Genomic DNA, 25,725 nt, shown 5'->3' with positions numbered 1-25,725 from the left:
AAAAAATGGCTACAGTTAGCACCAATGAATTTAAAGGCGGTCTTAAATTAATGCTTGATAACGAGCCTTGTGTCATTCTGGAAAACGAATACGTTAAACCAGGTAAGGGCCAAGCGTTCAACCGCGTTAAAATTCGTAAACTTCTTTCTGGTAAAGTGCTAGAGAAAACATTTAAGTCTGGTGACACATGTGAAGTCGCAGACGTAATGGATATCGACCTAGATTATCTATATTCAGACGGTGAATTCTACCACTTTATGAACAATGAGACGTTTGAACAGATCGCAGCAGATGCAAAAGCGGTCGGTGAAAACGCGAAATGGTTGGTAGAAAACAACACTTGTATGATTACGCTTTGGAACGGTAACCCTATTTCCGTCACACCACCAAACTTTGTTGAGCTGGAAGTCGTAGATACTGATCCGGGTCTGAAAGGTGATACTCAAGGTACCGGTGGTAAACCTGCAACACTAACGACTGGCGCCGTTGTTCGTGTGCCTCTATTTATTGCGATTGGCGAAGTGATCAAAGTGGACACTCGTACTGCTGAATACGTAGGTCGTGTGAAGTAATTTTCTGCTTCTCAGAAAAGGTCGCTTTGGCGGCCTTTTTTATTGCTTGTTGTTTGGCTTGAGTCTGGTGTTTTTCAACAGAACCGCATCGGGCTCATCAGCGATTCCTATTTCCACAAAGGTCTTATTTCAAAAAGATCATGGGTGGTCTAAAGCTTTAAAAACAATTAGATCATGGGTAACCAAATGCTTTTATAGTAAAAAGATCATCGATGACTAAAAACAAAAGAAGCTGGCATATTGCCAGCTTCTTGTTTTTAGTCAGTACCTTAAATCATGAAGATAAAGATAATAGACAGTGCAGTAATTAGACCTGCAAAGGCGTAACACGCGACTTTACCAACTACACCAGTGTGGAATTTAAGGTCATGCATGCCGTGGTGTACGCGGTGCATAGCATGCCACATTGGCAGTGCTAGCGTACCGATGATGAATAATGCGCCAATGATGCTGGTGGCGAATTCAGAGACACGTTCGTAGCTCATGGCCTCTGCATCAATCACACCAAGTGGCACCAGGATACCGAGTACAAGTACAGTGATTGGCGTAATCATCGCAAACCAAGTACCACCCGCACCGAATAACCCCCACCAGATTGGCTCATCAGAACGTGCTGGTGCTTTATCTACACTATAATTTGGTTTCATTATTTCCGCTCCTTACACCACGATGAGAACAATCAGTGAGATGAATGCCACTGCTGCCCATTGAGTCAATACGATGATCTTTTTATCCACTGGTTTGCCTTTTAAACGGATAGGCATAACCTGTGGCATCATGCTGAAGAAGGTTTGTGCATGGAATAGGCTGCCCAGTAGCGCAACGATATTGATTGCGACTACAATTGGGTTAGCCATAAAGTCTAACCAACCTTGCCAAGCTTCAGGACCTTTCACGAGTGAACCCAAACCGAAAGTCAGGAAAATAGTGAATAGGATAAGAGGAAGGACCGTTGCTTCACGTACCATGTAGAAGCGATAGAACGGATGATCTTTCCACCAAGTGCGTTTTACTTCACGAACGTAAGGTTTACGATTACTCATCCTTATGCCTCCTCTTGAGCTGGTTTGCCATCAGGCTTAAGCATGGCAATCACAAAGTCCATTGAAGACTCAACTTTACCTTGGTTAACCGCAGCAGCAGGGTCGACACTCTTTGGACACACCTCAGAGCAGTAGCCGACGAAAGTACAACCCCATGCACCGTTTTCACCATTGATCAGCTTCATACGTTCTGCTTTGCCGTTGTCACGGCTGTCTAGGTTGTAGCGATGTGCCAGTGTTAAAGCCGCAGGCCCAATAAACTCTGGGTTTAAGCCAAACTGCGGACAGGCTGCGTAACAAAGACCACAGTTAATACAACCAGCAAATTGCTTGTATTTCGCCATTTGCTCTGGTGTTTGTAGGTTAGTGCCGTCTTCTGGTTTACGGTCGTTACCGATGATGTAAGGTTTGATTGCTTCAAGACGTTCGATAAACGGTGTCATATCAACAATCAAGTCTTTCTCGATAGGGAAATTCGCCAATGGCTCAATTTTTAGACCGTTAGGGTAGTCACGTAGGAAGCTCTTACAAGCGAGTTTAGGGACACCGTTCACCATGATGCCGCACGAGCCACAGATTGCCATACGGCAAGACCAGCGGTATGACAGATCTTTGTCTAGGTTGTCTTTGATGTAACCTATCGCGTCGAGTACCGACATGGTTTCATCGAAGGGTACTTCGAAAGTTTGTAAATGCGGCTCTGCGTCTTTCTCTGGGTCATAACGCAGAATGTCGATTTTCTGAATGCGGTTTGCTGGCATTATGCTTGCTCCTCTGCGTTTTTCGCGGCTTCTTCTGCTGCTGCGGCTTTTTCAGCGGCCTCACCGTATAGACGCGCTTTTGGCTGTGATTTAGTGATGGTGACATTGCTGTAATCAATGCTTGGTGCAGCGTCTGGCTGGTAGAAAGCCAGAGAGTGCTTCAAGAAGTTTTCATCATCACGTTCAGTACAGCCATCATCTAAGCGTTGGTGCGCACCACGAGACTCTTTACGCAGAATCGCCGAATGTACCATCGCTTCCGCAACTTCAAGGCCATAGCCGACTTCAATTGCGTATAGCAGGTCAGTGTTGAACACTTTGCCTTTGTCTTTAATCTTGATTCGCTTGTAGCGTTCTTTCAGCTCGGTAATTTTGTTGATGGTTTCTTGCATCAAGTCTTCTTGACGATAGATACCACAACCCGCTTCCATCGTGTGTCCCATTTCTGTACGGATATCCGCCCAGTTTTCATCGCCTTCTTGGTTCATTAGCGCGGCGATTCTTTCTTCAACGGCTTTCATTTGCTCATTTATCGCTGTGTCGTTCCAGCCTTTGAATTCGGCTGCACGTTTCACGGCGTTTTCACCCGCTACGCGACCAAAGACTACAAACTCAGCGAGTGAGTTAGAGCCAAGGCGGTTTGCACCGTGCAGACCAACAGAAGCACATTCACCGACAGCAAATAGGCCTTTAATGCGAGTTTCACAGCCACCGTTGGTCTCGATACCACCCATGGTGTAGTGCACCGTTGGTCGAATTGGGATTGGTTCTTTGGCGGGATCAACGTTAACGTACGCTTTCGCCAATTCACAAATGAACGGGAGACGCTCTTGTAGGTACTCTTCACCTAGATGGCGAAGGTCGAGATGCACCACATCACCGAGAGGGTGTTTGATGGTGTTACCTTTTTGCTGTTCATGCCAGAATGCTTGAGACACTTTGTCGCGTGGACCCAGTTCCATGTATTTGTTTTTTGGCTCGCCAACTGGCGTCTCTGGGCCCATGCCATAGTCCTGAAGATAGCGGTAGCCGTTTTTGTTGACGATGATACCGCCTTCACCACGACAACCTTCCGTCATGAGGATACCAGTGCCAGGTAGACCGGTAGGGTGGTATTGAACGAATTCCATATCACGTAGAGGGACACCATGACGGTAAGCCATTGCCATGCCGTCACCAGTAACAATACCGCCGTTGGTGTTGCAGTGGTAAACACGACCTGCGCCACCAGTAGCAAGGACAACCGATTTTGCTTTAATTGTAACCAGCTCACCTTCAGACATGTGAATCGCGACAAGACCTTGTACTTCACCCTCGTCAACAAGTAGGTCTAGTACAAAGTACTCATCAAAACGCTTGATATTGCTGTACTTCATCGAAGTTTGGAATAAGGTATGAAGCATGTGGAAGCCAGTTTTATCTGCAGCAAACCAAGTACGCTCAACTTTCATACCACCAAAACGACGAACGTTCACTTCACCGTTTTCTTTACGACTCCATGGGCAACCCCATTGCTCCATTTGGATCATTTCTCGAGTCGAGTTTTCTACAAAATATTCAACAACATCCTGCTCACATAGCCAGTCACCACCACCAACGGTGTCGTTAAAATGATTGTCTAGGCTATCTTCTTCCTTGATAACAGCCGCAGAGCCACCTTCTGCCGCGACCGTGTGAGATCGCATAGGATAAACTTTAGAAATCAGAGCGACTTCTAAGTCTGGGTTTGCTTCTGCTGCTGCAATTGCTGTACGAAGACCAGCGCCGCCGGCGCCGATGACTGCGATATCTGTGATAATAGTTTGCACAGTTATCCTCCAGTGTGTGATTGCGGAAATCCGCTTGTTATTGTGGGGGTGAGGAGGTCGTAACAGACAACTCCTCTAAAGTAGTACGGTTAGTGTAGAAGAGCTATGTGATAGAAAAATTGATTTATTTGGGGTTTTGCTTCAGTAATGCATACAAGAGCATAAAATTTATATGTAGTGTGATTGTTATCACGCCACTGAGAGCAGTAAAAACAGCAACAAAGCATTAATGTTAGGCAAGTGTTGCGCCATGTTTACTTCATTGATAACAACTTATGTATGGGATGTTTTTTGTTCTGCGGCGCAGAAAATTCGGGCTTCATCTGTATACTTGTTATGTGGACATGAGCATAAGAGATAAAAACCGTGCTCTTCAACTTTCAAAAGTATGTAAAATGGCGCATCCAAACGCTGATTAAGTCTTGAAGAGATCTGTAACTATGCCTACGAATTGGCAACCTACTGCACCAATGGCACTATTACGCGAACGTGCCAAGCTTATTGCTTCTATCCGAGAATTCTTTGCACAGAGGCAGGTGATGGAAGTCGACACACCGGCCATGAGCCATGCTACTGTGACCGATATTCATTTGCATACCTTTCAAACTGAGTTTGTCGGACCAGGGTATGCCGATGGCAGTCAGCTATTTTTTGTGACAAGCCCTGAATTCCATATGAAACGCTTACTGGCCGCGGGCAGTGGTTGCATTTATCAGATCAACAAAGCTTTTCGTAATGAAGAAAATGGTCGTCATCACAACCCAGAGTTTTCTATGTTGGAGTGGTATCGAGTTGGCTTTGATCATCATCAGTTGATGGACGAAATGGATGAGCTACTGCAGTTAGTTTTGAGTTGTGGTGCGGCCGTACGCATGACCTATCAGCAGGCATTTCTTGATGCTCTGGGCGTGTGCCCACTTGAAGGAACGATGGCAGAGCTAAAAAGCGTGGCAGGTCAACTTGGATTGAGTGATATTGCACAGCAGGAAGAGCATCGTGATACCTTACTCCAGCTTTTGTTTAGTGTTGGTGTTGAGACTAAAATTGGTCAGACTGTGCCTGCATTTGTTTATGACTTTCCTGCATCTCAAGCGGCGTTAGCAAAAATTAACCCACATGACCACCGGGTAGCAGAGCGTTTTGAGGTGTACTTTAAAGGGATTGAGTTGGCCAATGGATTTCATGAGCTCGACAACCCTCAAGAGCAACTTGCGCGCTTTGAGCAAGACAATAAAAAACGTGTTGAGATGGGGTTGCAGCCACAGCCAATCGACTATCACTTGATTGCTGCATTGCAAGCTGGTTTACCTGATTGTGCAGGCGTCGCGTTAGGTATTGATCGTCTTATTATGCTTGCATTGGGTTGCAATCATATCGATCAGGTGACTGCTTTCCCATTTCCCATTGCGTAAGGATGTTTCATGAACCGAACGATCGGACGTTGTATCATTTTCGCTTGTGCAACGATTATTGCGTATCTCTCTCTTAGTTCTGGTGAGCTGCAAAAGTGGGGGGATTTTACTTATCTCGATAAAGTACAACACCTGATGGCTTACAGCAGTTTTGCTTTCATCTCTTGTGCCTGTGTGGGCAACTGGCGGCAGCGGTGGATGGTCGCAATAGGAATTTTCTTGTTCAGTGCAATGATTGAATGGTTGCAAGGTTATGTTGGACGAGAGACGTCTTTGTTCGACTTAGCTGCTAATGGCACAGGTATTCTGACTGGTCTGCTAAGTTACCGTATCTGGGGGCTCTATCGACCTCGATGGGTGAAGTCGTTATACTCGATTCGTTAATGGAAAGGGAATCGAATAGCCATGAAAACGCGCGACAAAATCGTCTACGCAGCATTGGAGTTGTTTAATCAACATGGTGAGCGCAACATTACCACCAATCATATAGCCGAACACATCGAAATCAGCCCAGGAAATCTTTACTACCATTTCCGCAATAAGCAAGAAATCGTGCGAGATATTTTTACGCTGTATGCCACGGAACTTTTAGAAAGGTTTACGCCTATGCAAGGCTCTCAAGAAAGTTTGACGATGCTCAAAAGCTATCTCGACTCGACCTTTACTTTGATGTGGAAGTACCGTTTCTTCTACGCTAACTTGCCTGAAATTCTATCCCGAGATGAGCAACTTCATGCGCAGTACATCGATGTTCAGGAAAAACTGCAAGGCAATTTAATTGCGATCATGCAAGAGTTTGTGGCACTGAAGTTACTTGAGGTTGATCAGCAACAGTTAAAATCACTCGTGTGTACATTGCATCTCATTGCGTGTAGTTGGCTATCGTATCAATCTGCGATGCTGCCAAAAACCAACATTACTGAGCAGATGGTCAAACAAGGAATGTTGCAAATGGTTAATGTGGTGAAGCCGTTGGCAACGGAGCAGGGACTCGAACAATTGCTGTTGCTTGAAGGTTCAGTCAGTGCTCTGCACGGCTAATCGGCCTTATTCTCATTATTGCTACAACTCAATTCTCACTAACAAGTCGACGCTTGGTTGACTTGTTAGCACACCTGCGCACAATAGGGTGAATTTCCTGCCCCAGTTGATTGAAGCTGGGGAATGACACCTGATAAAGGAACTATCATTCAATGAATTACGATATTTTCAATGGCGATGCTGATGGCATCATTGCATTGTTACAATTACGTTTGGCCGACCCGGTTGATGCTCAGTTGGTGACGGGAGTTAAGCGTGATATTAAGCTGGTAGAAACCATCGAGGTGAAAGCAGGCGATGACTTAACGGTGTTAGATATTTCAATGGAAAAGAACATGGCTGGCCTAGAGCGTGCGTTAGAGCAAGGAGCGCATGTCTTTTACGCTGACCATCATAAAGCCGGAGATATCCCTCAGCATGGCAATTTGGACGCGCACATCGATTTGGATGCGAACATGTGTACCGCGTTGATCGTTGATCAGTTACTAAATGGCCAGTTTCATGAATGGGCAATTACCGCGGCTTATGGCGATAACTTGATCGCTAAAGCGGATGAGTTAGCCGATAAAGCGGGTTTAACGGCGGATCAGAAAGCCCAGCTTAAAGAATTAGGAACGCTGATCAACTACAACGGTTACGGTTCGAAAGTGGATGATTTACATTTCCACCCTGCTGATTTGTATCAAGCGCTCTTACAATATGCTTCGCCTTTTGATGTTGTCTCAGATAAAGCGTCGCCATACTATCAACTTCAATCCGCTTACCAGCAAGACATGGAGGCGGCATTGTCCGTTCCTGCTCTGCATGAGAGCAAAACATTGAAACTGTTTGAGCTACCTAACAATGCGGCATCGCGCCGAATCAGCGGTGTATATGGCAACTGGTTAGCCAACCAAACACCAGACTCGGCTCATGCCGTGTTAACCGAAAATGCTGATGGAACCTATACTGTGTCGCTGCGCGCGCCATTAAATAACAAGCAAGGTGCAGTCACTGTTTGTGGTCAGTTTCCAACTGGTGGGGGCCGAGAGGCAGCAGCAGGCATTAATGCTTTAAGCAAAGAAGATGTCAGCGCGTTCATAAACGCGGTGGAAACGCATTACGCGTAACACGACAACCCTGCAGCAATAAGAAAAGTGAAAGGAGCCAATCGGCTCCTTTTCTGTTCCTAGGGGCTTACTATGATTAGCCTTTACAGTCGTTTCAACCACGATTTCGGATTTTGTGCTCGGCTGTTGCGGCGGATTTCAAAGTAAAGTGAAGGGCGGTGTTGTCCCCCCGTGTCGCCCGCAAGAGCGATCACTTCACCTGCGGTGACTTTGTCGCCTTCTTTTTTCGTCAGAGCCTGGTTGTACCCATAAAGCGTCATGTCACCTTTACCATGATCGAGTAATACCACCAAACCATAACCACGCAGATACTCCGCGAATACCACGGTACCAGGATAAACAGCTTTAACCTTTTGACCATAGTTGGCGGATAACACCATGCCTTTCCAGTTTACTTGGCCTGTCTGACGAGTGCCAAAGTTGTGCAGAACGTTGCCTTTTAGTGGCCATGGTAGTTTACCTCGTTGTTTGCCCAATCCATCCATTGGCACCGAGTTGCGTTTTGCTGCTTTGGCGATCTCCGCTTTAAGGCGTGTTTCGTTGCGCTGCAGTTCAGCAAGGTAACGTTTGTCGTTTTGGATACTGCTCCGAATCTTACCTAAGGTTTTTTTTCGTTGCGATTGGGTTCCCGCTAGCGCACTACGCTTTTCCGACTGTTGCTTGAGTAACGTTTCGATCTGCTCTTTTTCAAGCTCAAGTTGGTTTCTATTATGCGCAAGCTGTTCTGTGGTTTTCGTAATCGCAGCAATGACGTTTGCGCGCTCTTTGGCCAAGTGTTGGAAGTATTGGCTGATACGATCTTCTTCTACACCTTGATTCAGTAGGTGACCATTGGCTTTGGCACGCTCAGTGACGTAGTAAGTTTGTATCAGTTGCTTGAGCTCTTTCTCTTGATCTTGGCGCTGAGCTTCTTGTAGGTCGATCTTCTCTTCAAGTTTCTCTATGTTTTGGTCGGCTTGAGAGAGTTTTGATTTGGTTTGTTTGATCTCTCGTTCTAACCGAGATATACCAAGCTCTTGGTCTTTCAGTGAGCGTTGCAACTCATTGAGCTGTTTCTCCTGAGAGGTCAGGGATTTTTTCTGACGGCTTATCTCGCTGGAAACACCTTTAAGTTCTTGTTGGCTAACGGCTCCGGATGCGAGCGGATAAGCGGCAGATAAAACACAAGTCAATAAAATAGCTGAGCGGAGCACAGGGTGTTTCTGTTTGTTCACTTGAGAGTTACCTACCACATTGTTGAAGATTAAATGCCGTCCCCATGGATAAAGCTTTGAGACTTACCATTAAAGCATTGATCCATATCGAAAGATGGCTTGTTTGATTTTGGACGACCGACAATTTTTGCTGGCACACCTGCCACCGTTGTATGCGCTGGTACCGGCTGTAGTACCACCGAGCAAGAACCAATTTTAGCGCCTTCACCGACTTCGATATTGCCCAGTATCTTAGCTCCTGCACCAATCATCACACCTTCACGAATTTTCGGATGACGGTCACCACTTTCTTTGCCTGTACCACCTAAGGTAACATCTTGCAGAATAGAGACATCATTCGCAACAACGGCTGTTTCACCAATGACGATGCCTGTTGCATGGTCAAGCATGATACCACTACCAATACGAGCCGCAGGATGTATATCAACCTGGCAGGCGACAGAGATCTGATTTTGCAGGTAAGTGGCAAGTGCATGACGTCCTTGCTTCCATAACCAGTTCGCTACACGATAGCCCTGAAGTGCATGGTAGCCTTTCAGGTACAGCAATGGCATAGAATACATCGCCACCGCTGGGTCGCGATTTACGGTTGCGCATATATCACAAGCGGCGCAATCAGTAATGTTTGGGTCAGTCGAGAATGCTTCTTCAATCACTTCTCTGACCGCCATCGCTGGCATTGATGCGGTGTCTAATTTATTCGCCAGAATGTAGCTCAGTGCCGCTTTAAGGCTATCATGTTTGATGATCGTCGCATGGTAAAAGCTGGCCAACATTGGCTCTTGCTCAGACATTTCACGGGCTTCGGAGACTATTTTGTTCCAGACCTTTTGTTTTTCGCAGTGTTTCATTCTCAATATCCTGAGTGGTTCTTCCTTGACCCGACAAGTGCTATTTATCTCAGAGTGATACGAAAGCGCGTAGAGTGCTACTTTCCTTCAGATTTTTTGTCACGAGCAAGTAAATCTTGCGCTGCCAGGCGTGCATCTTTTCCTTGATACAATACTTGATAAATTTGATCAACAATTGGCATCTCAACACCCATGCGTTGAGACAGCATCCATACCTCTTTTGTGTTGCGGTAGCCTTCCACAACTTGACCAATTTCAGTTTGCGCGGTATCGACGTCTTTGCCTTGTCCCAGTGCTAAGCCAAAACGGCGGTTTCTTGATTGGTTGTCGGTACACGTAAGGACTAGGTCACCTAAGCCAGCCATGCCCATAAAGGTTTCTGGTTTTGCACCAAGCGCGGCACCTAAACGGCTCATTTCTGCCAAGCCTCGAGTGATAAGGGCGGTTCGAGCATTGGCGCCAAAGCCGATGCCATCTGACATACCCGCGCCAATGGCGATGACGTTTTTGACTGCACCACCTAGTTGCATACCAGTGAAGTCACTATTAGCGTATACGCGGAACGTCTTACTGCAATGGATTTTCTCTTGTAGGTCGGCAACAAACTGAGCATCGGGTGAAGCAACCGAAATAGCGGTTGGTAAGCCCATTGCTAGTTCTTTCGCGAAAGTGGGGCCAGACAAGACGGCTAGGGAGTAGTTTTCGCCGATAATGTCGAACGCGACATCTTTAAGTAGGCGACCTGTCTCAGGTTCGAGCCCTTTGGTTGCCCAACAGATACGTGAATCATCACGCAAGAAAGGTTTGCAGCTTTTTAATACGATGCCAAAAACGTGGCTTGGCACCACGACAAGTAAGTCTCGGCTGGCTTGGACAGCTTTTTCCAAATCTGATTCAACGATCAAACTGTCTGGAAAATCCACACCAGGTAAGAATTCATGGTTAGCACGATCGGTTTCAAGGCGAGCCATGTGCTCGGGCTCGTGTCCCCAAAGGATAATGTTTGCACCATTACGCGCAAGGGAGATCGCTAGCGAAGTGCCATATGAGCCTGCGCCAAGGACTGTCATCGCAATGTCTTTACCGTAAGCATTGTTTGTATTTGCTTTTGTCATGCTGCCGCCTAATAGAGTTTTTACTGTTCTAATCTAGTCTATCATCGCAAGATTTTACGTTCTCGGAAGATTAGGAGCTAGAAAATAAAAAATGCACATCGCATCGTTTTTTGGACGCTTTGTGCATTTAATTTGGGTATGCGACATGAAGTTTTTGCCTACACGTCACTTACAAATGTGAATTACGCTTCAGCTTCGCCTTCCGCTTGCTGTTGAAGGTAGTTCATGAACAGCGCATCGAAGTTAACTGGTGCTAGGTTCAGTTGAGGGAACGTTCCTTTAACAACGAGGCTTGAAATGGTTTCACGAGCGTATGGGAATAGAATGTTCGGACAGAATGCGCCTAGGCAATGTGCAAGTTGACCTGCTTCCATCTGTTCTGCAGTGAAGATACCGCCTTGCTGAACTTCACATAGGAATGCCGTTTCTTCAGCATTTTTTACCGTCACAGTTAGGCGTAGGATGACTTCGTAAACGCCTTCGCCAAGTTCACGGCTTTGAGTATCGAGATCCAGTTTAACGTCTGGATTCCACTCTTTTTGAAAGATTACTGGAGAGTTAGGAGCTTCGAAAGAAACGTCTTTTAGGAAGATACGTTGAATTGCGAAGTTTTGTTGTGCGTCTTGTGGTGCTGCTTCAGCCATTTTTTTATCCTTAATAAACATTGGTTGAGTCTAGAACTTTCTCGACTCAGAAATTTGTCTTGTCCCGAGACTAACTGAGCTAATGTAGCTTGACTAGATGAAGCATGTATTACGTGCCAAGTGTCACAACTTGGCATTGTAAGTGCTTTATTTTTACTCAGTTGGTACTTGCAAAGCGTGACCATAGTCGGTTGGGTTATCGAACACGACGTTGAGTGACGTATTGAGCGGTCGCTTCCTCGTTGATTGAGGTGGTGACCCATCATAAACTTGCGAGGTCACTTTTATGCGCCACGAACTATTTATGCGCCACGAACCATTTATGCCACGAGCCATTTGCGCTCCGGACTACTTTTTTCCACGAACTAACGGCAGGTTTGCTTCTTTCCAAGCCGACAAACCATTTTTAAGTAGGCTAACGTTTTCAAAGCCTGCTTTGGCTAGTTGACTTGCGCTTTCTTGAGCAGTTTGCCCTGTTTTGCATACCACAATGATTGGGTCGGATTTATGTTTTTCAAGGCTACTCAAGTTACCCGTTTTGATATCTGACGGTAAAATGTGAACTGAGTCGGTTATGTGACCTTGTTTAAACTCATCTTTGGTTCGCGTATCGACAACCACACCATTTTCTTTGTTAATCAGTTGGGTTAGTTGGTTTACGCTGATTTCTTTGTATGCTGCGGTGGCAGATTTTACGATATTCATGATTAATGCGATAAGCACGCCTACCCAAACCAAAGATAGAATCATGTTCTGCTGGAAAAATTCAATGTACTCTTGCATGTCTTGAGCTCTTACACTTTTTGCCGGAAAAATAAAGCAGGAGTATAGCGAGGTTGAGGCGCTTAGGCGAGTGGCTTAAATTGTTCTGACCAATAATTGGGATCTTCACAAACTCTTTTAAACGCGTTTCGCACTTTGTAGACCCTAGGAGCATCTAACTTACCTATCGAATTGATTGCTGAAACTGGTTTTTCTTTTACGTATAAATGCGAATAATAGTGTCAGTATAAGAGCTGGTAGCAAAGTAAATCGCTACCAATTAACGAGGGCAAGGGTGTACAAAGCCCATTGAGAATGACTATGCTTGTTGAACACAGTTTAACGCTATATAACCTCAACGATTTCGTGGTTAGATGAAAACAAATAAAGGTGAATTTGTATATTGAGTTGTAAGTCAGCAACACTAAATCGCAAACATTATTTGATCTTACCCTACAGTTTTGGTTAAAAAGTGTAGTAAAATTACGCTAGTTTTGTTTCAAGGTTAGATAGGGCAGCGAGGCCCTACGCCAAAGTTACTTAAATTTGATGAGGTCATCACTATGTCAGCTAAGAAGCCATTGGCTCTAGTTATCCTTGACGGTTACGGTTACCGTGAAGACAGCGCAAGTAACGCAATTGCGAATGCAAAAACACCAGTAATGGATTCACTGATTGCGAACCACCCGAATACACTAATCTCTGCTTCAGGTTTGGATGTAGGCCTTCCTGAAGGTCAAATGGGTAACTCTGAAGTCGGCCACACCAATATTGGTGCCGGTCGTGTTGTTTACCAAGACCTAACTCGTATTACTAAATCTATCGCTGACGGTGAGTTCTCAGAAACGCCAGCGCTTGTTGAAGCCATGGACTCAGCGATTAAAGCGGGTAAAGCGGTTCACATCATGGGGTTAATGTCTCCAGGTGGCGTGCACTCTCATGAAGATCACATCTATGCAGCCGTTGAAATGGCAGCGGCTCGTGGCGCTGAGAAAATTTACCTTCACTGCTTCCTAGACGGTCGTGATACACCACCACGCAGCGCAGAAAACTCGCTAAAACGTTTTGACGAGCTGTTTGCTAAGCTAGGTAAAGGCCGTGTTGCCTCTCTCGTTGGTCGTTACTACGCAATGGACCGTGACAATAACTGGGAACGTGTACAAGTCGCTTATGATTTGCTGACTCAAGCAAAAGCAGATTTCACTTTTGACTCAGCCGTTGCTGGTCTTGAAGCTGCTTACGCTCGTGAGGAAAACGATGAATTCGTGAAAGCGACCGCAATCAAATCTGAAGGACAAGAAGACGCAATCATGCAAGACGGTGATGCGGTTATCTTCATGAACTACCGCGCCGACCGTGCTCGTCAAATCACGCGTGCATTTGTGCCTGATTTCGATGGCTTTGAGCGTGCAGTATTCCCGACGCTTAACTTTGTTATGTTGACGCAGTACGCGGCAGATATCCCGCTGGCAACGGCTTTCCCACCTGCATCGTTGGAAAATACTTACGGTGAGTGGTTATCTAAGCAAGGTCAAACTCAGTTACGAATTTCTGAAACAGAGAAATACGCGCACGTGACTTTCTTCTTCAACGGTGGTGTTGAGAATGAGTTTGAAGGCGAAGAGCGTCAACTTGTTGCTTCTCCAAAAGTCGCGACTTACGATCTGCAACCTGAAATGAGCTCTCCTGAGCTGACGGAAAAAATGGTTGCAGCGATCAAGTCTGGCAAATACGACACCATCATTTGTAACTACCCGAATGCGGATATGGTGGGTCACACTGGCGTTTACGAAGCGGCGGAACAAGCAATCGAAGCGCTGGATGAAAGTGTTGGTAAAGTCGTTGAAGCGATCAAGGAAGTGGGTGGTCAACTACTGATTACAGCAGACCACGGTAACGCAGAAATGATGGTAGACCCAGAAACGGGTGGTACTCATACTGCACACACTAACTTACCTGTTCCTCTGATTTATGTGGGGGATAAAGCAGTTGAGTTTAAAGAAGGCGGTAAGCTTTCTGACCTAGCGCCAACGATGCTTGCATTGTCTGGTCTAGAAATTCCTGCAGAAATGTCTGGTGATATTCTTTTTAAATAAGAGTTTAGGTAACTATTACTTAAATCATTAAAAGAGTTCTTAAATGACAAAGCCCGAGTTATCGCAACTCGGGCTTTTCTTTAGCATCAAACTACATAGCGTTCATGCCCATCTTGCGATGAAGATAGGTGGGCTTAATGTACCAAAATTCCTGCTCCAAGAACCGCAAGTGCTGCTCCTAACCAAGCATATCGATTGGGTCTGCGTTTGGTATAAACCCACAAAAGTGGCAACAACATAATCGGTGTGGTTGAGGATAACAGCGCGACCATACCCACATTTCCTTCTTGCAGGGCGTATAAAATAAGTGTCATTCCTACTGCCATCGCGAGAAAGCCATTTAGCGCGGTAATGCCAAACACTCTCCAAGTAATCTGCTGAGTGGCTTTGGCGACCTTTACTCCGATTAAAAGCAACACGCAGTGCGCCGTAAATGCACTGATCATACGAATCGCAGAAGCTGCAATTGGGTCCACACTGGTTTGCATGACGGGTTTGGCAAGAATACCACCAAGTGCTTGGCACAATGCTGCGGTGAGGCCGAGTCCGATACCCACCCAGATATTACCTTTGACGTCTTCGAGTACGTTGTGTGTTTGACCTCGTCGACCAAAGAAGATCGCCATTACGACACCGCTGAACACCAATGCAGAGCCAAGCAGTTCTATGGTGGTCATGCTTTCACTAAACAAGAAGTAACCTAACACCGTCGAGAACACAGCATGGCAAGAGAAAAGTAATCCTGCTTGTCTTGGTCCCATGCGGTTCATGCATGCAAACAGCGCGGTGTCGCCAATGAAAATACCAATCAATCCAGACGCCATCATTGGGGTGATGTGTTCTGCTGACACACTTAACCAACCTCCGGTTAACCAAGCCATCGTGGTGAGAATGACCGAGGTACATCCCATGCGCCAGCGGCTATAAGAAAAAGCGCCGAGGTGCTGCGCGGGGATAACAGAAATTAAACTGGAGATCGCCCACAAAAAAGCGGCACAGAGTGCAAGCCATTCATAACCCATGAGTGATGAGAATCCGTTGATACGATAGGAAGGCGGATAATATGCACGAAATTGTATTGATGTAAAAGTACCAAGTCTTTAAGGAACAATAAAAAAGCAGCTCGTCAAAGAGCTGCTTGCGAGGAAAAGCCTTATGGATTACACCAACACAATGACGGCACCATAGACAATAAATAAGCCTATCAAGCCCAGAATGAGCCCCACTTTCGCCATATCTTTGCTTTCGATTAGACCAGTTGAGTAGGCCAATGAATTTGGTGGGGTAGACACGGGGAGAATCATCCCCAATGACGCGGAGAAGGCGACCACGACCAATAAGCCTTGCAGTCCTCCTATTTCCACTAAACTTGGCATTGAGACACCAATGGCCGCGGCGATTGGCATCAATAAGTTAGCGGTTGCAGTATTGGACATAAAGTTAGCCATCAACCAGCAAACGACGGAAATGGCCACGACAACTGCAAAGGGTGAGAGCGATTGGTAGTCAATCGCATGAGCTAAGGCTTCGGCGAGTCCTGTTTTGTCTAAGGCAATACCAATCGCAATACCACCAGCCACCAGCCACAATACATCCCAATTGATCAGCTTTAACTCTTCTTTGCCCATAATGCCCGTTAAGGTAAATACCGCGAGTGGAATTATCGCGACAACGTAGGTATTCATCCCATGAACTTGAGTGGTCATCCAGAGCAGGATTGTCATTGCGAAGGTTACATAGACTACAATAGCGCGCCAGTTTCGCTGAAAAGTACCATCTAGCTTGAGCTTCATTTCTGACTCGTTGGAAGGGAATAGCTTTTGCAATAAGAACCAAGCAATGGTCAGTTGTATCAGTACGAAAGGCAACCCCATCATCATCCATGAAAGGAAGTCGATGGTGTTTTCACCTGTTAAGTATTGCAGTGCAATTGCGTTTGGTGGTGTGCCAATTGGTGTGGCTATCCCGCCAGTATTGGCTGCTATCGGAATACATAAAACGAGCGCCTTGATGCCTAAATCTCCTTTTGGCGCAGAAGCCACAATCGGTCCTAGTAGTGCCAACATCATTACCGTGGTCGCGGTATTGGACATAAACATAGAGAACACCGCTGTGATCAACATCAGTCCCAGCATGATGAACTTAGGTTGAGTACCAAAGGGTCTAAGCAGTACGCGCGCTAGATTGTTATCCAGCTCATATTTTGATGCCGCAATCGCTAAGGCAAAGCCCCCCATAAACAAAATAATAATGGGCGAGGAAAAAGCGGAAAAAATATCGGTATAAGGGATCAACTCACCAAGACTATGGCCTAAAGGTGGTGCTCGAAATAGGTGTAGCCCTTTATCCGAGATCATAATTAGCTCAAGGGCGATGATCAGAATGGAAGTGGCAAAAACAGGAACCGGCTCTAATACCCAAAGTAGTGCCGCGAGAAGGAAGATCGCCAACAGACGATGTTGAATTAAAGTGAGATCGGCAATGGGTATCGCATCTATCGGCATCCATAAAACACCGAGCGGAATTAAAAAACATACCAGCAGTTTTACCAGCATACTCGTACTCATCTTTGCCATTCGTCGCCCCTTCAAGCATTCACTTCTGGTTGCAGAATAATGGAACCTGGTTTTAGCTACTTAGACGCAAGTATGAGTTTGAGCAACTGAATATGAATTTCGAACTGAGTTTTGCTTATTATCAATAAAAAGCCCCCGCATAATAAGCGGGGGCCCGGGAGCTGAATTGATTTATGTTCAAGTTTACTGCTGGTGAGCGTAAGGCGTTCCCATCACTGTAGGCTTACCATTCTCCATGCTTTCATCGAACGAGATAGCATTTTTCGCGAACAGGTTGATAACGGTAGAGCCAAGCTTGAAACGGCCCATCTCTTCGCCCTTCTTCAAGATAACCGCCTTGTTACCTTCAGCAGGGTAATCCCATTTATGGATGGTGTTGCCACGCGGTGGTGTGATGGTACCTGCCCAAACTTGTTCAATACTGCCAACGATGGTCGCACCGACGAGTACTTGTGCCATCGGGCCAAATTCTGTATCGAAGATACAAACCACGCGTTCATTCCGCGCAAATAAGTTTGGTACATTTTCCGCGGTTAGCGGGTTTACTGAGAACAAATCGCCCGGTACATATATCATCTGGCGTAATGTGCCGTCACATGGCATATGAACTCGGTGGTAATCTCGAGGAGACAGGTAAAGGGTTGCAAAGGTACCCTCTGTAAACTCTTCAGCGAGATTTTTGTCCCCACCAAGCAGCTCTTGAGCGGAAAAGTAATGTCCTTTGGCTTGGATCAATTGACCATCTGTAATCGGCCCAAATTGACTGACACAAGCATCTGCAGGGTGAGTGATTACTGCTTGGTCTTCAGTAATTGGGCGTGCGCCTTCTTTTAACTCACGAACAAAAAACTCATTGAACGTTTTAAAGTGCGCCGGATCAGAATGCTTTGCCTCATCCATGTTCACATTGTAATGCTTGATAAACCAGCGAATAACGGCGGTGGTTAGACTACCAGCCTTTGCTGACGCCAGCTTGCCCATTAGGCGAGTTAGGCCATGTTGTGGGATCCAGTACTGTAGTCCAACTTTGATTTTGTCCATCTTAAATTCCGATACTTCTGTTAGGTTCTCGCTTTAGGGCGCGTGATGTTACTGAAATTCAATTTAATTGTCAGTATCTAGTGAGGGATTTTTACACAGTTTTCGCGTTAATCCGACTATAAGTCTGCCTTCTTGTTACGTGAGTACTGTCGATTGGCTTTATTTTCTACCATGCTTTCAAGAATACGATGGTAGTTTTCAAAACGAACCTCACTAATTTCACCTTTTTCTACTGCCTCACGAAGCAGACACCCAGGGTCGTCATCGTGCTTACAATCACGGAACTTACAGCCGCCCAAATAAGGTCGAAATTCAACAAATGCTTTGGTCACTTCTTCTGCTTCTAGATGCCATAAGCCAAATTCACGAACTCCTGGAGAATCGATAAGATCGCCACCAGTTGGAATATGATACAAGCGTGCAGCCGTAGTGGTGTGTTGACCCAATCCAGAGTTCTCCGAAACTTCACCTTCTTCAACTTCGTGCTCAAGCTCTGGCATTAACGCGTTAACCAAACTGGATTTGCCCACACCAGATTGACCGACAAAAATATTGATACGATCACGCAGTAACGCTTCTAGTTCAACGATGCCTTCTCCGGACTGTTTGCTCACAAGCAGCACTTTGTAGCCAATACGTTGGTACTCTTTAAGCCACTCTTCATACTTGGCTCGGTCGTCAGCTTCTAATAGGTCGACTTTATTCAGAACCAGTAACGGAGCAATGTTGAGTGTTTCTGCTGCGACGAGATAACGGTCAATAATATTGAGAGAAAGCTCGGGTAAAACAGAAGACACAATCACCATTTGGTCAATGTTTGCTGCAACCGGTTTTAAACCATCGTAATAGTCCGGACGAGTGAGCATTGAAGTGCGTGGCTCCACGGCTTCAACCACGCCAGAAATGCCTGCCATAGATTCTAAGCCTTCACGCCACAGCACTTTATCACCGGAGACCAACGATTCTATACCGCGACGAAGATTACAGCGCTGAACATTTCCTGTTTCCAAATCTTCTATGTCTGCATGCTGACCAAAACGAGTGATGACTAAGCCCTGTTTACTTGAGCCCAGCATATTCTCATCCCATTGGATCGCGTCTTCTTGCTTTTTCAAACGCTTTTGTTGGTTGTTGCGTACGCGTCGCACCTGACCTTTGGTTAATTTTTTCTTTTTAGCCACAATTATGTACTTAGTGTGAATGTATTCATGTGCTTGATACACGATATGCCCCCATAGAGTCGGTATCGTGTTTCAAGTATTTTGATGTATAGTACCTTTTTTATCGATAAACAAATAGGCGGCATAACCATGTCCTTGAGCGATCAAAACCTAATCTGGGTAGATTTAGAGATGACAGGACTTGATCCTGAAACGCACAAAATTATCGAAATTGCTTCTATTGTCACTGATAGCGAGTTGAATATTTTGGCTGAAGGGCCTGTGTTAGCGATTCATCAATCGGATGACGAACTCGCCAAAATGGATGACTGGTGTACGAATACGCACACGGCAAGCGGGTTGGTAGAGCGAGTTCGAAATAGCCAAGTTTCTGAACAAAATGCCGTAGCTCAAACTATTGCTTTCTTAGAAAAGTGGGTGCCCAAAGGGGTTTCTCCAATTTGCGGTAATAGTATTGGTCAAGATCGCCGTTTTTTATATAAATACATGCCAGAACTAGAGGAGTACTTTCACTACCGTTATTTGGATGTAAGTACTCTGAAGGAGTTAACCCGTCGTTGGCAACCTGACGTATTAGAAGGGTTTTCTAAGCAAGGCACACATCTGGCTTTGGATGATATTCGTGAATCTATTGCGGAGCTGAAGTATTACCGTGAAACGATCTTCAAGATTTAGTGTATAAGCTCTGTACTAGGCTGTGGCTATTTATGCTTGTTTTGATTGCTTTTTCGTCGTTTAGAAAAAAAATGATATTTTTTTTCAGGAAGGACTTGCATCACAAAAAAATGCTCTTATAATTCGCAGCCCTAAACAGCAGAAACGTTGTTGATGCGACACTAGCTCAGTTGGTAGAGCGCAACCTTGCCAAGGTTGAGGTCACGAGTTCGAACCTCGTGTGTCGCTCCACTTTATTTTGATTGTGGATAGAGCTTTCATCGTGCTTAACGATGACACAATACGGACGCGGGGTGGAGCAGCTTGGTAGCTCGTCGGGCTCATAACCCGAAGGTCGTCGGTTCAAATCCGGCCCCCGCAACCAAATTTAATTAATAGCGTTTGCTGTTAATATGCGACACTAGCTCAGTTGGTAGAGCGCAACCTTGCCAAGGTTGAGGTCACGAGTTCGAACCTCGTGTGTCGCTCCAAATTATTTTCGTTGGAAGTATGGTTATTCTCGTATTTCGAGCGTAGAATTCGATACCCGCTCAGTGTTTAGAGCGCAACCTTATCAAGGTTGAGGTCACCATTTTTATGAATTGGGAGCCTAGTGTGTCATTCCACTTTCTTTTGATTGTGGATAAAGCTTTCATCGTGCTTAACGATGACACAATACGGACGCGGGGTGGAGCAGCTTGGTAGCTCGTCGGGCTCATAACCCGAAGGTCGTCGGTTCAAATCCGGCCCCCGCAACCAAATTCAATTAATAGCGTTTGCTGTTAATATGCGACACTAGCTCAGTTGGTAGAGCGCAACCTTGCCAAGGTTGAGGTCACGAGTTCGAACCTCGTGTGTCGCTCCAAATTTTTCGTTGGAAGTATGATTCTTATCGTATTTCGAGCGAAGAGTTCGACACCCGCTCATTTATCGAGCGCAACCTTACCAAGGTTGAGGTCACGCCTTTTTGTTTATGAATAGGGAACCTCGTGTGTCGCTCCAAAATTTATAAGCGCTCATCATGCTTTGAATGATGAAACACGGACGCGGGGTGGAGCAGCTTGGTAGCTCGTCGGGCTCATAACCCGAAGGTCGTCGGTTCAAATCCGGCCCCCGCAACCAAATTTAATTAATAGCGTTTGCTGTTAATATGCGACACTAGCTCAGTTGGTAGAGCGCAACCTTGCCAAGGTTGAGGTCACGAGTTCGAACCTCGTGTGTCGCTCCAAAATTTATAGCGCTCATCATGCTTTGAATGATGAAACACGGACGCGGGGTGGAGCAGCTTGGTAGCTCGTCGGGCTCATAACCCGAAGGTCGTCGGTTCAAATCCGGCCCCCGCAACCAAATTCAATTAATAGCATTCGCTATTATTATGCGACACTAGCTCAGTTGGTAGAGCGCAACCTTGCCAAGGTTGAGGTCACGAGTTCGAACCTCGTGTGTCGCTCCAAATTTTTCGTTGGAAGTAGGATTCTTATTGTATTTCGAGCGTAAAAAATCTGACACCCACTCAGTAGTTAGAGTGCAACCTTACCAAGGTTGAGGTCACGCCTTTTTGTTTATGGATAGGGACCTCGTGTGTCGCTCCACTTTTTCTTAAGTGGAAAGTATAGTTTTCATTGTGTTTAACAATGACATTGCGACACTTTCTCTACAAGTAAAGTAATAGCTACCATTGTGTTAAACAGTGATACGCTACACTAGCTCTATTTTCCGATTAAATTAGAAAATAAGTGCTCTCATCGCTCTTTTCATAATGCTGCGAAGCATGAACCCCCAAAATTATCCGTATTATATGATGTCAGGCGCTGTGCATTACGCGTACGGCAGAATATGAAGTGGATGAATCATACTATCCAGCATTCTCTGAGTGTTTTATCTTACTTTAATTAACAGAGTTATCCACATACGGCGTTCTGTGGATAAGTTAGTTGATAAAGTGTTTTTAGGTTGGCTTTTTTAGTAAGTAAAGAGAGATCTTTGATTCTTTATTTTTTTGCTATAGTGATGTTTTTAGCTTTAAGTTATTGTTTTGTATGGATGAAGTGGTTTTTTTTGTGGATCGACTTGACTAACTTACGATCATTACATCGCATTTTTTTGATCCTAGTCATTTATTCAAATTGTGTTTAACTTTTTTCTTCAGTTCACTTTCAACTTGATTTCAAATTTTTTTCCACATTACTAATTTGAGAACGAGGTCATGAAATTTTCATGAAAAACGGATTGATTATGAAAACATGCTGTCAATCTCTTGCATATAGACTGCACGCTATGCGTCTCTCGGTAAGCCTTTCTCGATAATCCTAATGAGACGATTCTTCTTTGTTTCCACTGATTGCAAATCATTAGTCGGTATTTGGTTCAACTGTTGTGTCAGTGCCCAGTCTATATGTTCATCAAGCAAAGTATTACTACCTCGACGACGGTCTAATGCATCAATGACTCTTTGGCTGTAGTCTGCATTACCGAGAGCGATCGCGAGATTACGCAACCATTGTAAATGGCCAATACGGCGAATAGCTGAACCTTCCATATTTTTTAAGAACGTAGCCTCATCCCACTCAAACATCTGCACAAGGTCAGGTGTGTGAAAGCTTTCACGTCTATGAAAATCTTCTTGCTCGGTTAGCTCTGCATATCGATTCCATGGGCACACGAGCTGACAATCATCACAGCCGTAAATTCGGTTGCCTATGGGTTTGCGGAACTCTTCTGGGATCACTCCATCAAATTCAATCGTAAGGTAAGAGATGCAGCGACGAGCATCCACGACGTTATCTGCAACAATGGCTTGTGTTGGACAGGATGTAATACAGGCATTGCATTTCCCACATTGGTCCTGAGTGGGCTTATCAACCGGTAATGGCAAATCAACCAGTAATTCTCCAAGAAAGAACCAAGAGCCACAGTCTTTATCCAAGATTAATGAATGCTTACCTGTCCAACCTAATCCTGCTTTTTGAGCCAAAGGTCGTTCTAATATTGGTGCGGAATCAACGAAAGGTCGATAGCCAAATTGGCCAACTTCTTCTTCGATTAACTTACCAAGCTTGTTGAGCTGCTTTCTCACCAGCTTGTGGTAATCTCTTCCGAGTGCATAGCGACTGATGTAAGCGTGATTTTTATTCGCGAGGTTCGAAGCGAATTGGGCATCAGGAGGAAGGTAATCCATCCGTACGCTGATAACTCGTATGGTTCCTGGCAATAGCTCTGCTGGTCTGGCACGCATCATACCGTGACGAGCCATCCAATCCATTGAACCATGGTATCCAGCATCCAACCAATTTTGCAGGGCGGATTCGTGTTCACTAAGATCAATATCGCAGATCCCGACTTTCTGAAAGCCGAGCTCTTTTCCCCAAATTTTGATTTGTTTTGCGAGTTGTTCGTAGTTCATGATGGCTACCGAGATTATTGGGGGCCGGATCTTAACGGATCTATTGTATTGGTGCTAGCGTAAAGTTGAAGAAGGCTTGAGGTTACTCGGGGATAAGTGAATACTCGATAAATAAGACGCAGTTTTATGGCTAGTTTTTCGTATATATGACATTCGAAAGCTTGTCTCGGAAAACCAACACAGTTTACTATTCTTGTTCTTTTGATTTTTATATAGTCAACGATCATTCGTTAGAGAAGCATAAATGAGCACGAAACAGTTTAATTTGAAAGATGAGCATGAAACGGTCGCTTTGGGCGCTGCATTGGCTCAACTTTGTTCCCAGCAAACCACAATTTATCTTCATGGGGATTTGGGGGCAGGTAAAACGACCTTCAGTCGTGGTTTTGTCCGTGCTCTTGGACATCAAGGTAACGTAAAAAGCCCAACCTATACATTGGTTGAACCCTATCAATTGGCAACTTGGCAAGTTTACCACTTCGATCTGTATCGTCTTGCTGATCCTGAAGAGCTTGAGTTTATGGGCATTCGGGATTATTTCACTGATGATGCGATTTGTTTGGTAGAGTGGCCTGAAAAAGGGCAAGGGTTGTTACCGAAGCCAGATCTTGATGTGAACATTCGTTACCAAGGTGAGCAGCGTATCGCTGAACTAACAGCGAACAATGACTATGGTGTGCAGTTACTCAGTAGATTGGAACTATGTTGAGTTTTTTAAATTTTAGAGTTGTAGCGACGTTTATCGCTACATTCGTTCTTATTATCCCTAATTTCGCATTTGCCAACGTCGTGCAAAGTTTTCGAGTTTGGCCGTCACCAGATGAAACGCGTGTTGTCATCGATTTAGACTCAGAAGCGGATTACTCTTATTTCTCACTGTCTAGCCCAGATAGGCTTGTGGTGGATTTAAAAAACACCACGATGAAGGCGAAGTTACCCGTCACTGTGACGGACAGTCCTGTGCTGAAGCGGGTGCGAAAGAGTTCTCCGCCGGACAAAAGTACTTACCGTTTAGTCTTTGAGTTGAAAAAAAATACCCAAACAGAACTGTTTAAATTGAGCCCGACTCCTGGTGGACAATACGGCCATCGATTGGTTGTTGATTTGTCTCACGGAAGTGCGAAAAAGACGTCTGCTGCACAGTCATCGTCAAGCAAGCCAACAACGACGAGTAAAGACATGAGTTCGGTGCGTCGTGCTCAAGATGTGTTGGTTGTTATCGATCCTGGTCATGGTGGTGAAGATCCTGGCTCGATTGGAGCGTCTCGTCGTCATTATGAAAAAGATGCAGTGCTGAGCATTTCGCGCAAAATAGCAGCTCAACTGAATGCTACCCCAGGCATCAAAACTCGCATGACGCGCACTGGTGACTATTTTGTAAATTTGAATCGTCGAGTAGCGATTGCACGTGAGAACGACGCACATTTGCTGATATCGATTCACGCGGATGCTTTTACGTCACCTAAACCGCGCGGTGGTTCGGTTTTTGTATTGAATACTCGTCGAGCCAATACAGAGATCGCCCGTTGGGTTGAGAATCACGAGAGACAATCAGAAATATTAGGTGGCTCTGGGAATGCATTTGTCACCAATACAAAAGATCGTAACGTCAACCAAACGTTGTTGGATTTACAGTTTAGCCATTCACAGAAAGAAGGGTATAAGCTGGCGAGCGAGATTCTGCGGGAGATGGGACGTGTTGCTCACTTGCACAATCGTAAGCCCATTAATACTAGCTTGGCAGTATTGCGTTCTCCTCAAATACCGTCAGTCTTGGTCGAAACGGGTTTTATATCTAACCCGACAGAAGAGAAGTTGCTTTTCCAGCGCTCGCACCAAGATAAGCTAGCTCAAGCTGTTACTAAAGCGGTCGTCAAATATCTGAAAGATAATCCACCAGAAGGGACGGTGTTCTCCTCTTCTCCTGGAGCAATGGTACACATAGTGAAGCGTGGTGAATCTCTCTCTGTGATTGCGAATAAATATGGTACTAGCGCTAAGGCTCTGATGTCTGAAAATAATCTCAAATCAACCGGGGTGAGGATTGGTCAAAAACTTCGCATTCCTTCGTCGGGTGCCGTTCAAGTACCAAGTAAGCCGATCACGGTAGAGACCGAAACGATCACGCATACGGTTAAGTCTGGTGAGTTCTTAGGTAAGATAGCCAGCCATTACAAAGTGAAAGTGTCTGACATTCGCCGAGAAAACAACCTTAAGTCTGATACGGTTTGGGTGGGGCAAAAACTCAACATCACTGTAGCGGTTAAAGATAAGCCGATCCGCAAACACAAGGTCGCCAGGGGAGAGTTCCTAGGTAAGATTGCTTCGAAGTACGGGGTGAGTGTGGACAGTATTCGCCGCGCGAACAAGCTGCGCTCGGACCAGCTTGCCGTTGGACAAATACTGATCATTCCAAATAAGTAAGTGAGCTTTTAACGCTAT

The 25,725-nt window shown here is 45.3% G+C and carries 23 protein-coding genes and 9 tRNA genes; 18 read left to right on the top strand and 14 right to left on the bottom strand.

Going from position 1 to position 25,725, the window contains the following annotated elements:
- Positions 1-5 precede the first annotated feature (5 nt).
- Entirely contained in the window at positions 6-572 is a 567-nt protein-coding gene (efp, locus tag ONE56_RS12480) for an elongation factor P (RefSeq protein WP_041154974.1), read from the top strand.
- Positions 573-841: 269 nt separating this feature from the next.
- On the opposite strand, the gene frdD is transcribed toward efp, so the two are convergent.
- From frdD to frdA, 4 genes are read right to left on the bottom strand one after another with little or no spacing between them, the layout of a single operon-like run.
- Positions 842-1,219: a fumarate reductase subunit FrdD gene (gene frdD / locus ONE56_RS12475; protein WP_041154975.1), complete on the bottom strand. Its 378-nt coding sequence runs from the start codon at positions 1,217-1,219 to the stop codon at positions 842-844.
- Between the two features lie 12 nt (positions 1,220-1,231).
- On the bottom strand, positions 1,232-1,615 hold the full coding sequence (gene frdC, locus ONE56_RS12470) for a fumarate reductase subunit FrdC (RefSeq protein ID WP_041154976.1): 384 nt from the start codon (positions 1,613-1,615) through the stop codon (positions 1,232-1,234).
- 2 nt (positions 1,616-1,617) lie between these two features.
- Complete coding sequence (locus ONE56_RS12465) at positions 1,618-2,376, bottom strand: succinate dehydrogenase/fumarate reductase iron-sulfur subunit (RefSeq protein ID WP_331438779.1); 759 nt, start codon at positions 2,374-2,376, stop codon at positions 1,618-1,620.
- The gene (frdA, locus tag ONE56_RS12460; RefSeq protein WP_041154978.1) at positions 2,376-4,184 is read right to left on the bottom strand and encodes a fumarate reductase (quinol) flavoprotein subunit; all 1,809 of its coding nucleotides are present in this window, start codon (positions 4,182-4,184) and stop codon (positions 2,376-2,378) included. The genes ONE56_RS12465 and frdA overlap by 1 nt, the downstream gene beginning before the upstream one ends.
- Before the next feature lie 440 nt (positions 4,185-4,624).
- On the opposite strand from frdA, the gene epmA reads away from it, so the two are divergent.
- The 4 genes from epmA to ONE56_RS12440 all read left to right on the top strand — a co-directional run bounded on the left by epmA (position 4,625) and on the right by ONE56_RS12440 (position 7,746).
- Positions 4,625-5,596: an elongation factor P--(R)-beta-lysine ligase gene (epmA, locus tag ONE56_RS12455; RefSeq protein WP_423839953.1), complete on the top strand. Its 972-nt coding sequence runs from the start codon at positions 4,625-4,627 to the stop codon at positions 5,594-5,596.
- Positions 5,597-5,605: 9 nt separating this feature from the next.
- Complete coding sequence (locus tag ONE56_RS12450; RefSeq protein ID WP_423839952.1) at positions 5,606-5,980, top strand: VanZ family protein; 375 nt, start codon at positions 5,606-5,608, stop codon at positions 5,978-5,980.
- A 21-nt stretch (positions 5,981-6,001) separates the two neighbouring features.
- The gene (locus ONE56_RS12445; RefSeq protein WP_041154981.1) at positions 6,002-6,637 is read left to right on the top strand and encodes a TetR/AcrR family transcriptional regulator; all 636 of its coding nucleotides are present in this window, start codon (positions 6,002-6,004) and stop codon (positions 6,635-6,637) included.
- Positions 6,638-6,789: 152 nt separating this feature from the next.
- Positions 6,790-7,746, top strand: a complete 957-nt coding sequence (locus ONE56_RS12440) for a DHH family phosphoesterase (RefSeq protein WP_423839951.1) — start codon at positions 6,790-6,792, stop codon at positions 7,744-7,746.
- 83 nt (positions 7,747-7,829) lie between these two features.
- On the opposite strand, the gene ONE56_RS12435 is transcribed toward ONE56_RS12440, so the two are convergent.
- The 5 genes from ONE56_RS12435 to ONE56_RS12415 all read right to left on the bottom strand — a co-directional run bounded on the left by ONE56_RS12435 (position 7,830) and on the right by ONE56_RS12415 (position 12,353).
- On the bottom strand, positions 7,830-8,978 hold the full coding sequence (locus ONE56_RS12435; protein WP_331438775.1) for a murein hydrolase activator EnvC: 1,149 nt from the start codon (positions 8,976-8,978) through the stop codon (positions 7,830-7,832).
- A gap of 11 nt (positions 8,979-8,989) precedes the next feature.
- Positions 8,990-9,811 (bottom strand): serine O-acetyltransferase, encoded by an 822-nt coding sequence (gene cysE, locus ONE56_RS12430; RefSeq protein WP_041154984.1) that lies wholly within the window; start codon positions 9,809-9,811, stop codon positions 8,990-8,992.
- A gap of 77 nt (positions 9,812-9,888) precedes the next feature.
- Entirely contained in the window at positions 9,889-10,926 is a 1,038-nt protein-coding gene (gene gpsA, locus ONE56_RS12425) for an NAD(P)H-dependent glycerol-3-phosphate dehydrogenase (RefSeq protein WP_041154985.1), read from the bottom strand.
- Between the two features lie 182 nt (positions 10,927-11,108).
- Positions 11,109-11,570, bottom strand: a complete 462-nt coding sequence (secB, locus tag ONE56_RS12420; protein WP_041154986.1) for a protein-export chaperone SecB — start codon at positions 11,568-11,570, stop codon at positions 11,109-11,111.
- 348 nt (positions 11,571-11,918) lie between these two features.
- The gene (locus tag ONE56_RS12415; protein WP_041154987.1) at positions 11,919-12,353 is read right to left on the bottom strand and encodes a rhodanese-like domain-containing protein; all 435 of its coding nucleotides are present in this window, start codon (positions 12,351-12,353) and stop codon (positions 11,919-11,921) included.
- A gap of 542 nt (positions 12,354-12,895) precedes the next feature.
- On the opposite strand from ONE56_RS12415, the gene gpmM reads away from it, so the two are divergent.
- Entirely contained in the window at positions 12,896-14,428 is a 1,533-nt protein-coding gene (gene gpmM / locus ONE56_RS12410) for a 2,3-bisphosphoglycerate-independent phosphoglycerate mutase (RefSeq protein ID WP_423839950.1), read from the top strand.
- 134 nt (positions 14,429-14,562) lie between these two features.
- On the opposite strand, the gene ONE56_RS12405 is transcribed toward gpmM, so the two are convergent.
- The 4 genes from ONE56_RS12405 to rsgA all read right to left on the bottom strand — a co-directional run bounded on the left by ONE56_RS12405 (position 14,563) and on the right by rsgA (position 19,226).
- Entirely contained in the window at positions 14,563-15,450 is an 888-nt protein-coding gene (locus tag ONE56_RS12405) for a DMT family transporter (protein ID WP_331438774.1), read from the bottom strand.
- Positions 15,451-15,588: 138 nt separating this feature from the next.
- Positions 15,589-17,004 (bottom strand): SLC13 family permease, encoded by a 1,416-nt coding sequence (locus ONE56_RS12400; protein WP_423839949.1) that lies wholly within the window; start codon positions 17,002-17,004, stop codon positions 15,589-15,591.
- Positions 17,005-17,187: 183 nt separating this feature from the next.
- Positions 17,188-18,045, bottom strand: a complete 858-nt coding sequence (gene asd / locus ONE56_RS12395; RefSeq protein ID WP_331438772.1) for an archaetidylserine decarboxylase — start codon at positions 18,043-18,045, stop codon at positions 17,188-17,190.
- A 116-nt stretch (positions 18,046-18,161) separates the two neighbouring features.
- Positions 18,162-19,226 (bottom strand): small ribosomal subunit biogenesis GTPase RsgA, encoded by a 1,065-nt coding sequence (rsgA, locus tag ONE56_RS12390; protein WP_331438796.1) that lies wholly within the window; start codon positions 19,224-19,226, stop codon positions 18,162-18,164.
- 129 nt (positions 19,227-19,355) lie between these two features.
- Between rsgA and orn the strand changes: the two genes are divergently transcribed.
- From orn to ONE56_RS12340, 10 genes are all read left to right on the top strand, one after another.
- Positions 19,356-19,901 carry an oligoribonuclease gene (gene orn, locus ONE56_RS12385; RefSeq protein WP_041154991.1) on the top strand — a complete coding sequence of 182 codons (546 nt, stop codon included), beginning with the start codon at positions 19,356-19,358 and terminating at the stop codon, positions 19,899-19,901.
- A gap of 155 nt (positions 19,902-20,056) precedes the next feature.
- Positions 20,057-20,132 (top strand) — tRNA-Gly (locus ONE56_RS12380).
- Positions 20,133-20,188: 56 nt separating this feature from the next.
- A tRNA-Met gene (locus ONE56_RS12375) sits at positions 20,189-20,265 on the top strand.
- A 30-nt stretch (positions 20,266-20,295) separates the two neighbouring features.
- Positions 20,296-20,371: transfer RNA gene (locus tag ONE56_RS12370), tRNA-Gly, on the top strand.
- A 191-nt stretch (positions 20,372-20,562) separates the two neighbouring features.
- Positions 20,563-20,639 (top strand) — tRNA-Met (locus ONE56_RS12365).
- Between the two features lie 30 nt (positions 20,640-20,669).
- Positions 20,670-20,745 (top strand) — tRNA-Gly (locus tag ONE56_RS12360).
- 180 nt (positions 20,746-20,925) lie between these two features.
- Positions 20,926-21,002 (top strand) — tRNA-Met (locus ONE56_RS12355).
- Between the two features lie 30 nt (positions 21,003-21,032).
- Positions 21,033-21,108, top strand: a tRNA-Gly gene (locus tag ONE56_RS12350).
- A gap of 42 nt (positions 21,109-21,150) precedes the next feature.
- Positions 21,151-21,227: transfer RNA gene (locus ONE56_RS12345), tRNA-Met, on the top strand.
- A 30-nt stretch (positions 21,228-21,257) separates the two neighbouring features.
- Positions 21,258-21,333: transfer RNA gene (locus tag ONE56_RS12340), tRNA-Gly, on the top strand.
- Positions 21,334-22,155: 822 nt separating this feature from the next.
- On the opposite strand, the gene queG is transcribed toward ONE56_RS12340, so the two are convergent.
- Entirely contained in the window at positions 22,156-23,283 is a 1,128-nt protein-coding gene (queG, locus tag ONE56_RS12335) for a tRNA epoxyqueuosine(34) reductase QueG (RefSeq protein WP_041154992.1), read from the bottom strand.
- Between the two features lie 244 nt (positions 23,284-23,527).
- Between queG and tsaE the strand changes: the two genes are divergently transcribed.
- Together tsaE and ONE56_RS12325 are read left to right on the top strand one after the other, a co-directional pair.
- Positions 23,528-23,992, top strand: coding sequence for a tRNA (adenosine(37)-N6)-threonylcarbamoyltransferase complex ATPase subunit type 1 TsaE (gene tsaE / locus ONE56_RS12330; RefSeq protein WP_041154993.1), 465 nt, complete (start codon positions 23,528-23,530; stop codon positions 23,990-23,992).
- Positions 23,986-25,707 (top strand): N-acetylmuramoyl-L-alanine amidase, encoded by a 1,722-nt coding sequence (locus tag ONE56_RS12325; protein WP_041154994.1) that lies wholly within the window; start codon positions 23,986-23,988, stop codon positions 25,705-25,707. Before tsaE ends, ONE56_RS12325 begins: the two co-directional genes overlap by 7 nt.
- Positions 25,708-25,725 lie beyond the last annotated feature (18 nt).

Source organism: Vibrio mytili (assembly GCF_049563345.1).
GTDB classification, from domain to species: Bacteria; Pseudomonadota; Gammaproteobacteria; order Enterobacterales; family Vibrionaceae; genus Vibrio; species Vibrio mytili.
This window is presented reverse-complemented; position numbering and strand designations above follow the sequence as displayed.

Coding starts and splice junctions, on each gene's coding strand:
- efp (WP_041154974.1), top strand. CDS start 6: ATGGCTACAGTTAGCACCAATGAATTTAAAGGCGGTCTTAAATTAATG.
- frdD (WP_041154975.1), bottom strand. CDS start 1,219: ATGAAACCAAATTATAGTGTAGATAAAGCACCAGCACGTTCTGATGAG.
- frdC (WP_041154976.1), bottom strand. CDS start 1,615: ATGAGTAATCGTAAACCTTACGTTCGTGAAGTAAAACGCACTTGGTGG.
- ONE56_RS12465 (WP_331438779.1), bottom strand. CDS start 2,376: ATGCCAGCAAACCGCATTCAGAAAATCGACATTCTGCGTTATGACCCA.
- epmA (WP_423839953.1), top strand. CDS start 4,625: ATGCCTACGAATTGGCAACCTACTGCACCAATGGCACTATTACGCGAA.
- ONE56_RS12450 (WP_423839952.1), top strand. CDS start 5,606: ATGAACCGAACGATCGGACGTTGTATCATTTTCGCTTGTGCAACGATT.
- ONE56_RS12445 (WP_041154981.1), top strand. CDS start 6,002: ATGAAAACGCGCGACAAAATCGTCTACGCAGCATTGGAGTTGTTTAAT.
- ONE56_RS12440 (WP_423839951.1), top strand. CDS start 6,790: ATGAATTACGATATTTTCAATGGCGATGCTGATGGCATCATTGCATTG.
- cysE (WP_041154984.1), bottom strand. CDS start 9,811: ATGAAACACTGCGAAAAACAAAAGGTCTGGAACAAAATAGTCTCCGAA.
- gpsA (WP_041154985.1), bottom strand. CDS start 10,926: ATGACAAAAGCAAATACAAACAATGCTTACGGTAAAGACATTGCGATG.
- secB (WP_041154986.1), bottom strand. CDS start 11,570: ATGGCTGAAGCAGCACCACAAGACGCACAACAAAACTTCGCAATTCAA.
- ONE56_RS12415 (WP_041154987.1), bottom strand. CDS start 12,353: ATGCAAGAGTACATTGAATTTTTCCAGCAGAACATGATTCTATCTTTG.
- gpmM (WP_423839950.1), top strand. CDS start 12,896: ATGTCAGCTAAGAAGCCATTGGCTCTAGTTATCCTTGACGGTTACGGT.
- ONE56_RS12405 (WP_331438774.1), bottom strand. CDS start 15,450: ATGGGTTATGAATGGCTTGCACTCTGTGCCGCTTTTTTGTGGGCGATC.
- ONE56_RS12400 (WP_423839949.1), bottom strand. CDS start 17,004: ATGGCAAAGATGAGTACGAGTATGCTGGTAAAACTGCTGGTATGTTTT.
- asd (WP_331438772.1), bottom strand. CDS start 18,045: ATGGACAAAATCAAAGTTGGACTACAGTACTGGATCCCACAACATGGC.
- orn (WP_041154991.1), top strand. CDS start 19,356: ATGTCCTTGAGCGATCAAAACCTAATCTGGGTAGATTTAGAGATGACA.
- queG (WP_041154992.1), bottom strand. CDS start 23,283: ATGAACTACGAACAACTCGCAAAACAAATCAAAATTTGGGGAAAAGAG.
- tsaE (WP_041154993.1), top strand. CDS start 23,528: ATGAGCACGAAACAGTTTAATTTGAAAGATGAGCATGAAACGGTCGCT.
- ONE56_RS12325 (WP_041154994.1), top strand. CDS start 23,986: ATGTTGAGTTTTTTAAATTTTAGAGTTGTAGCGACGTTTATCGCTACA.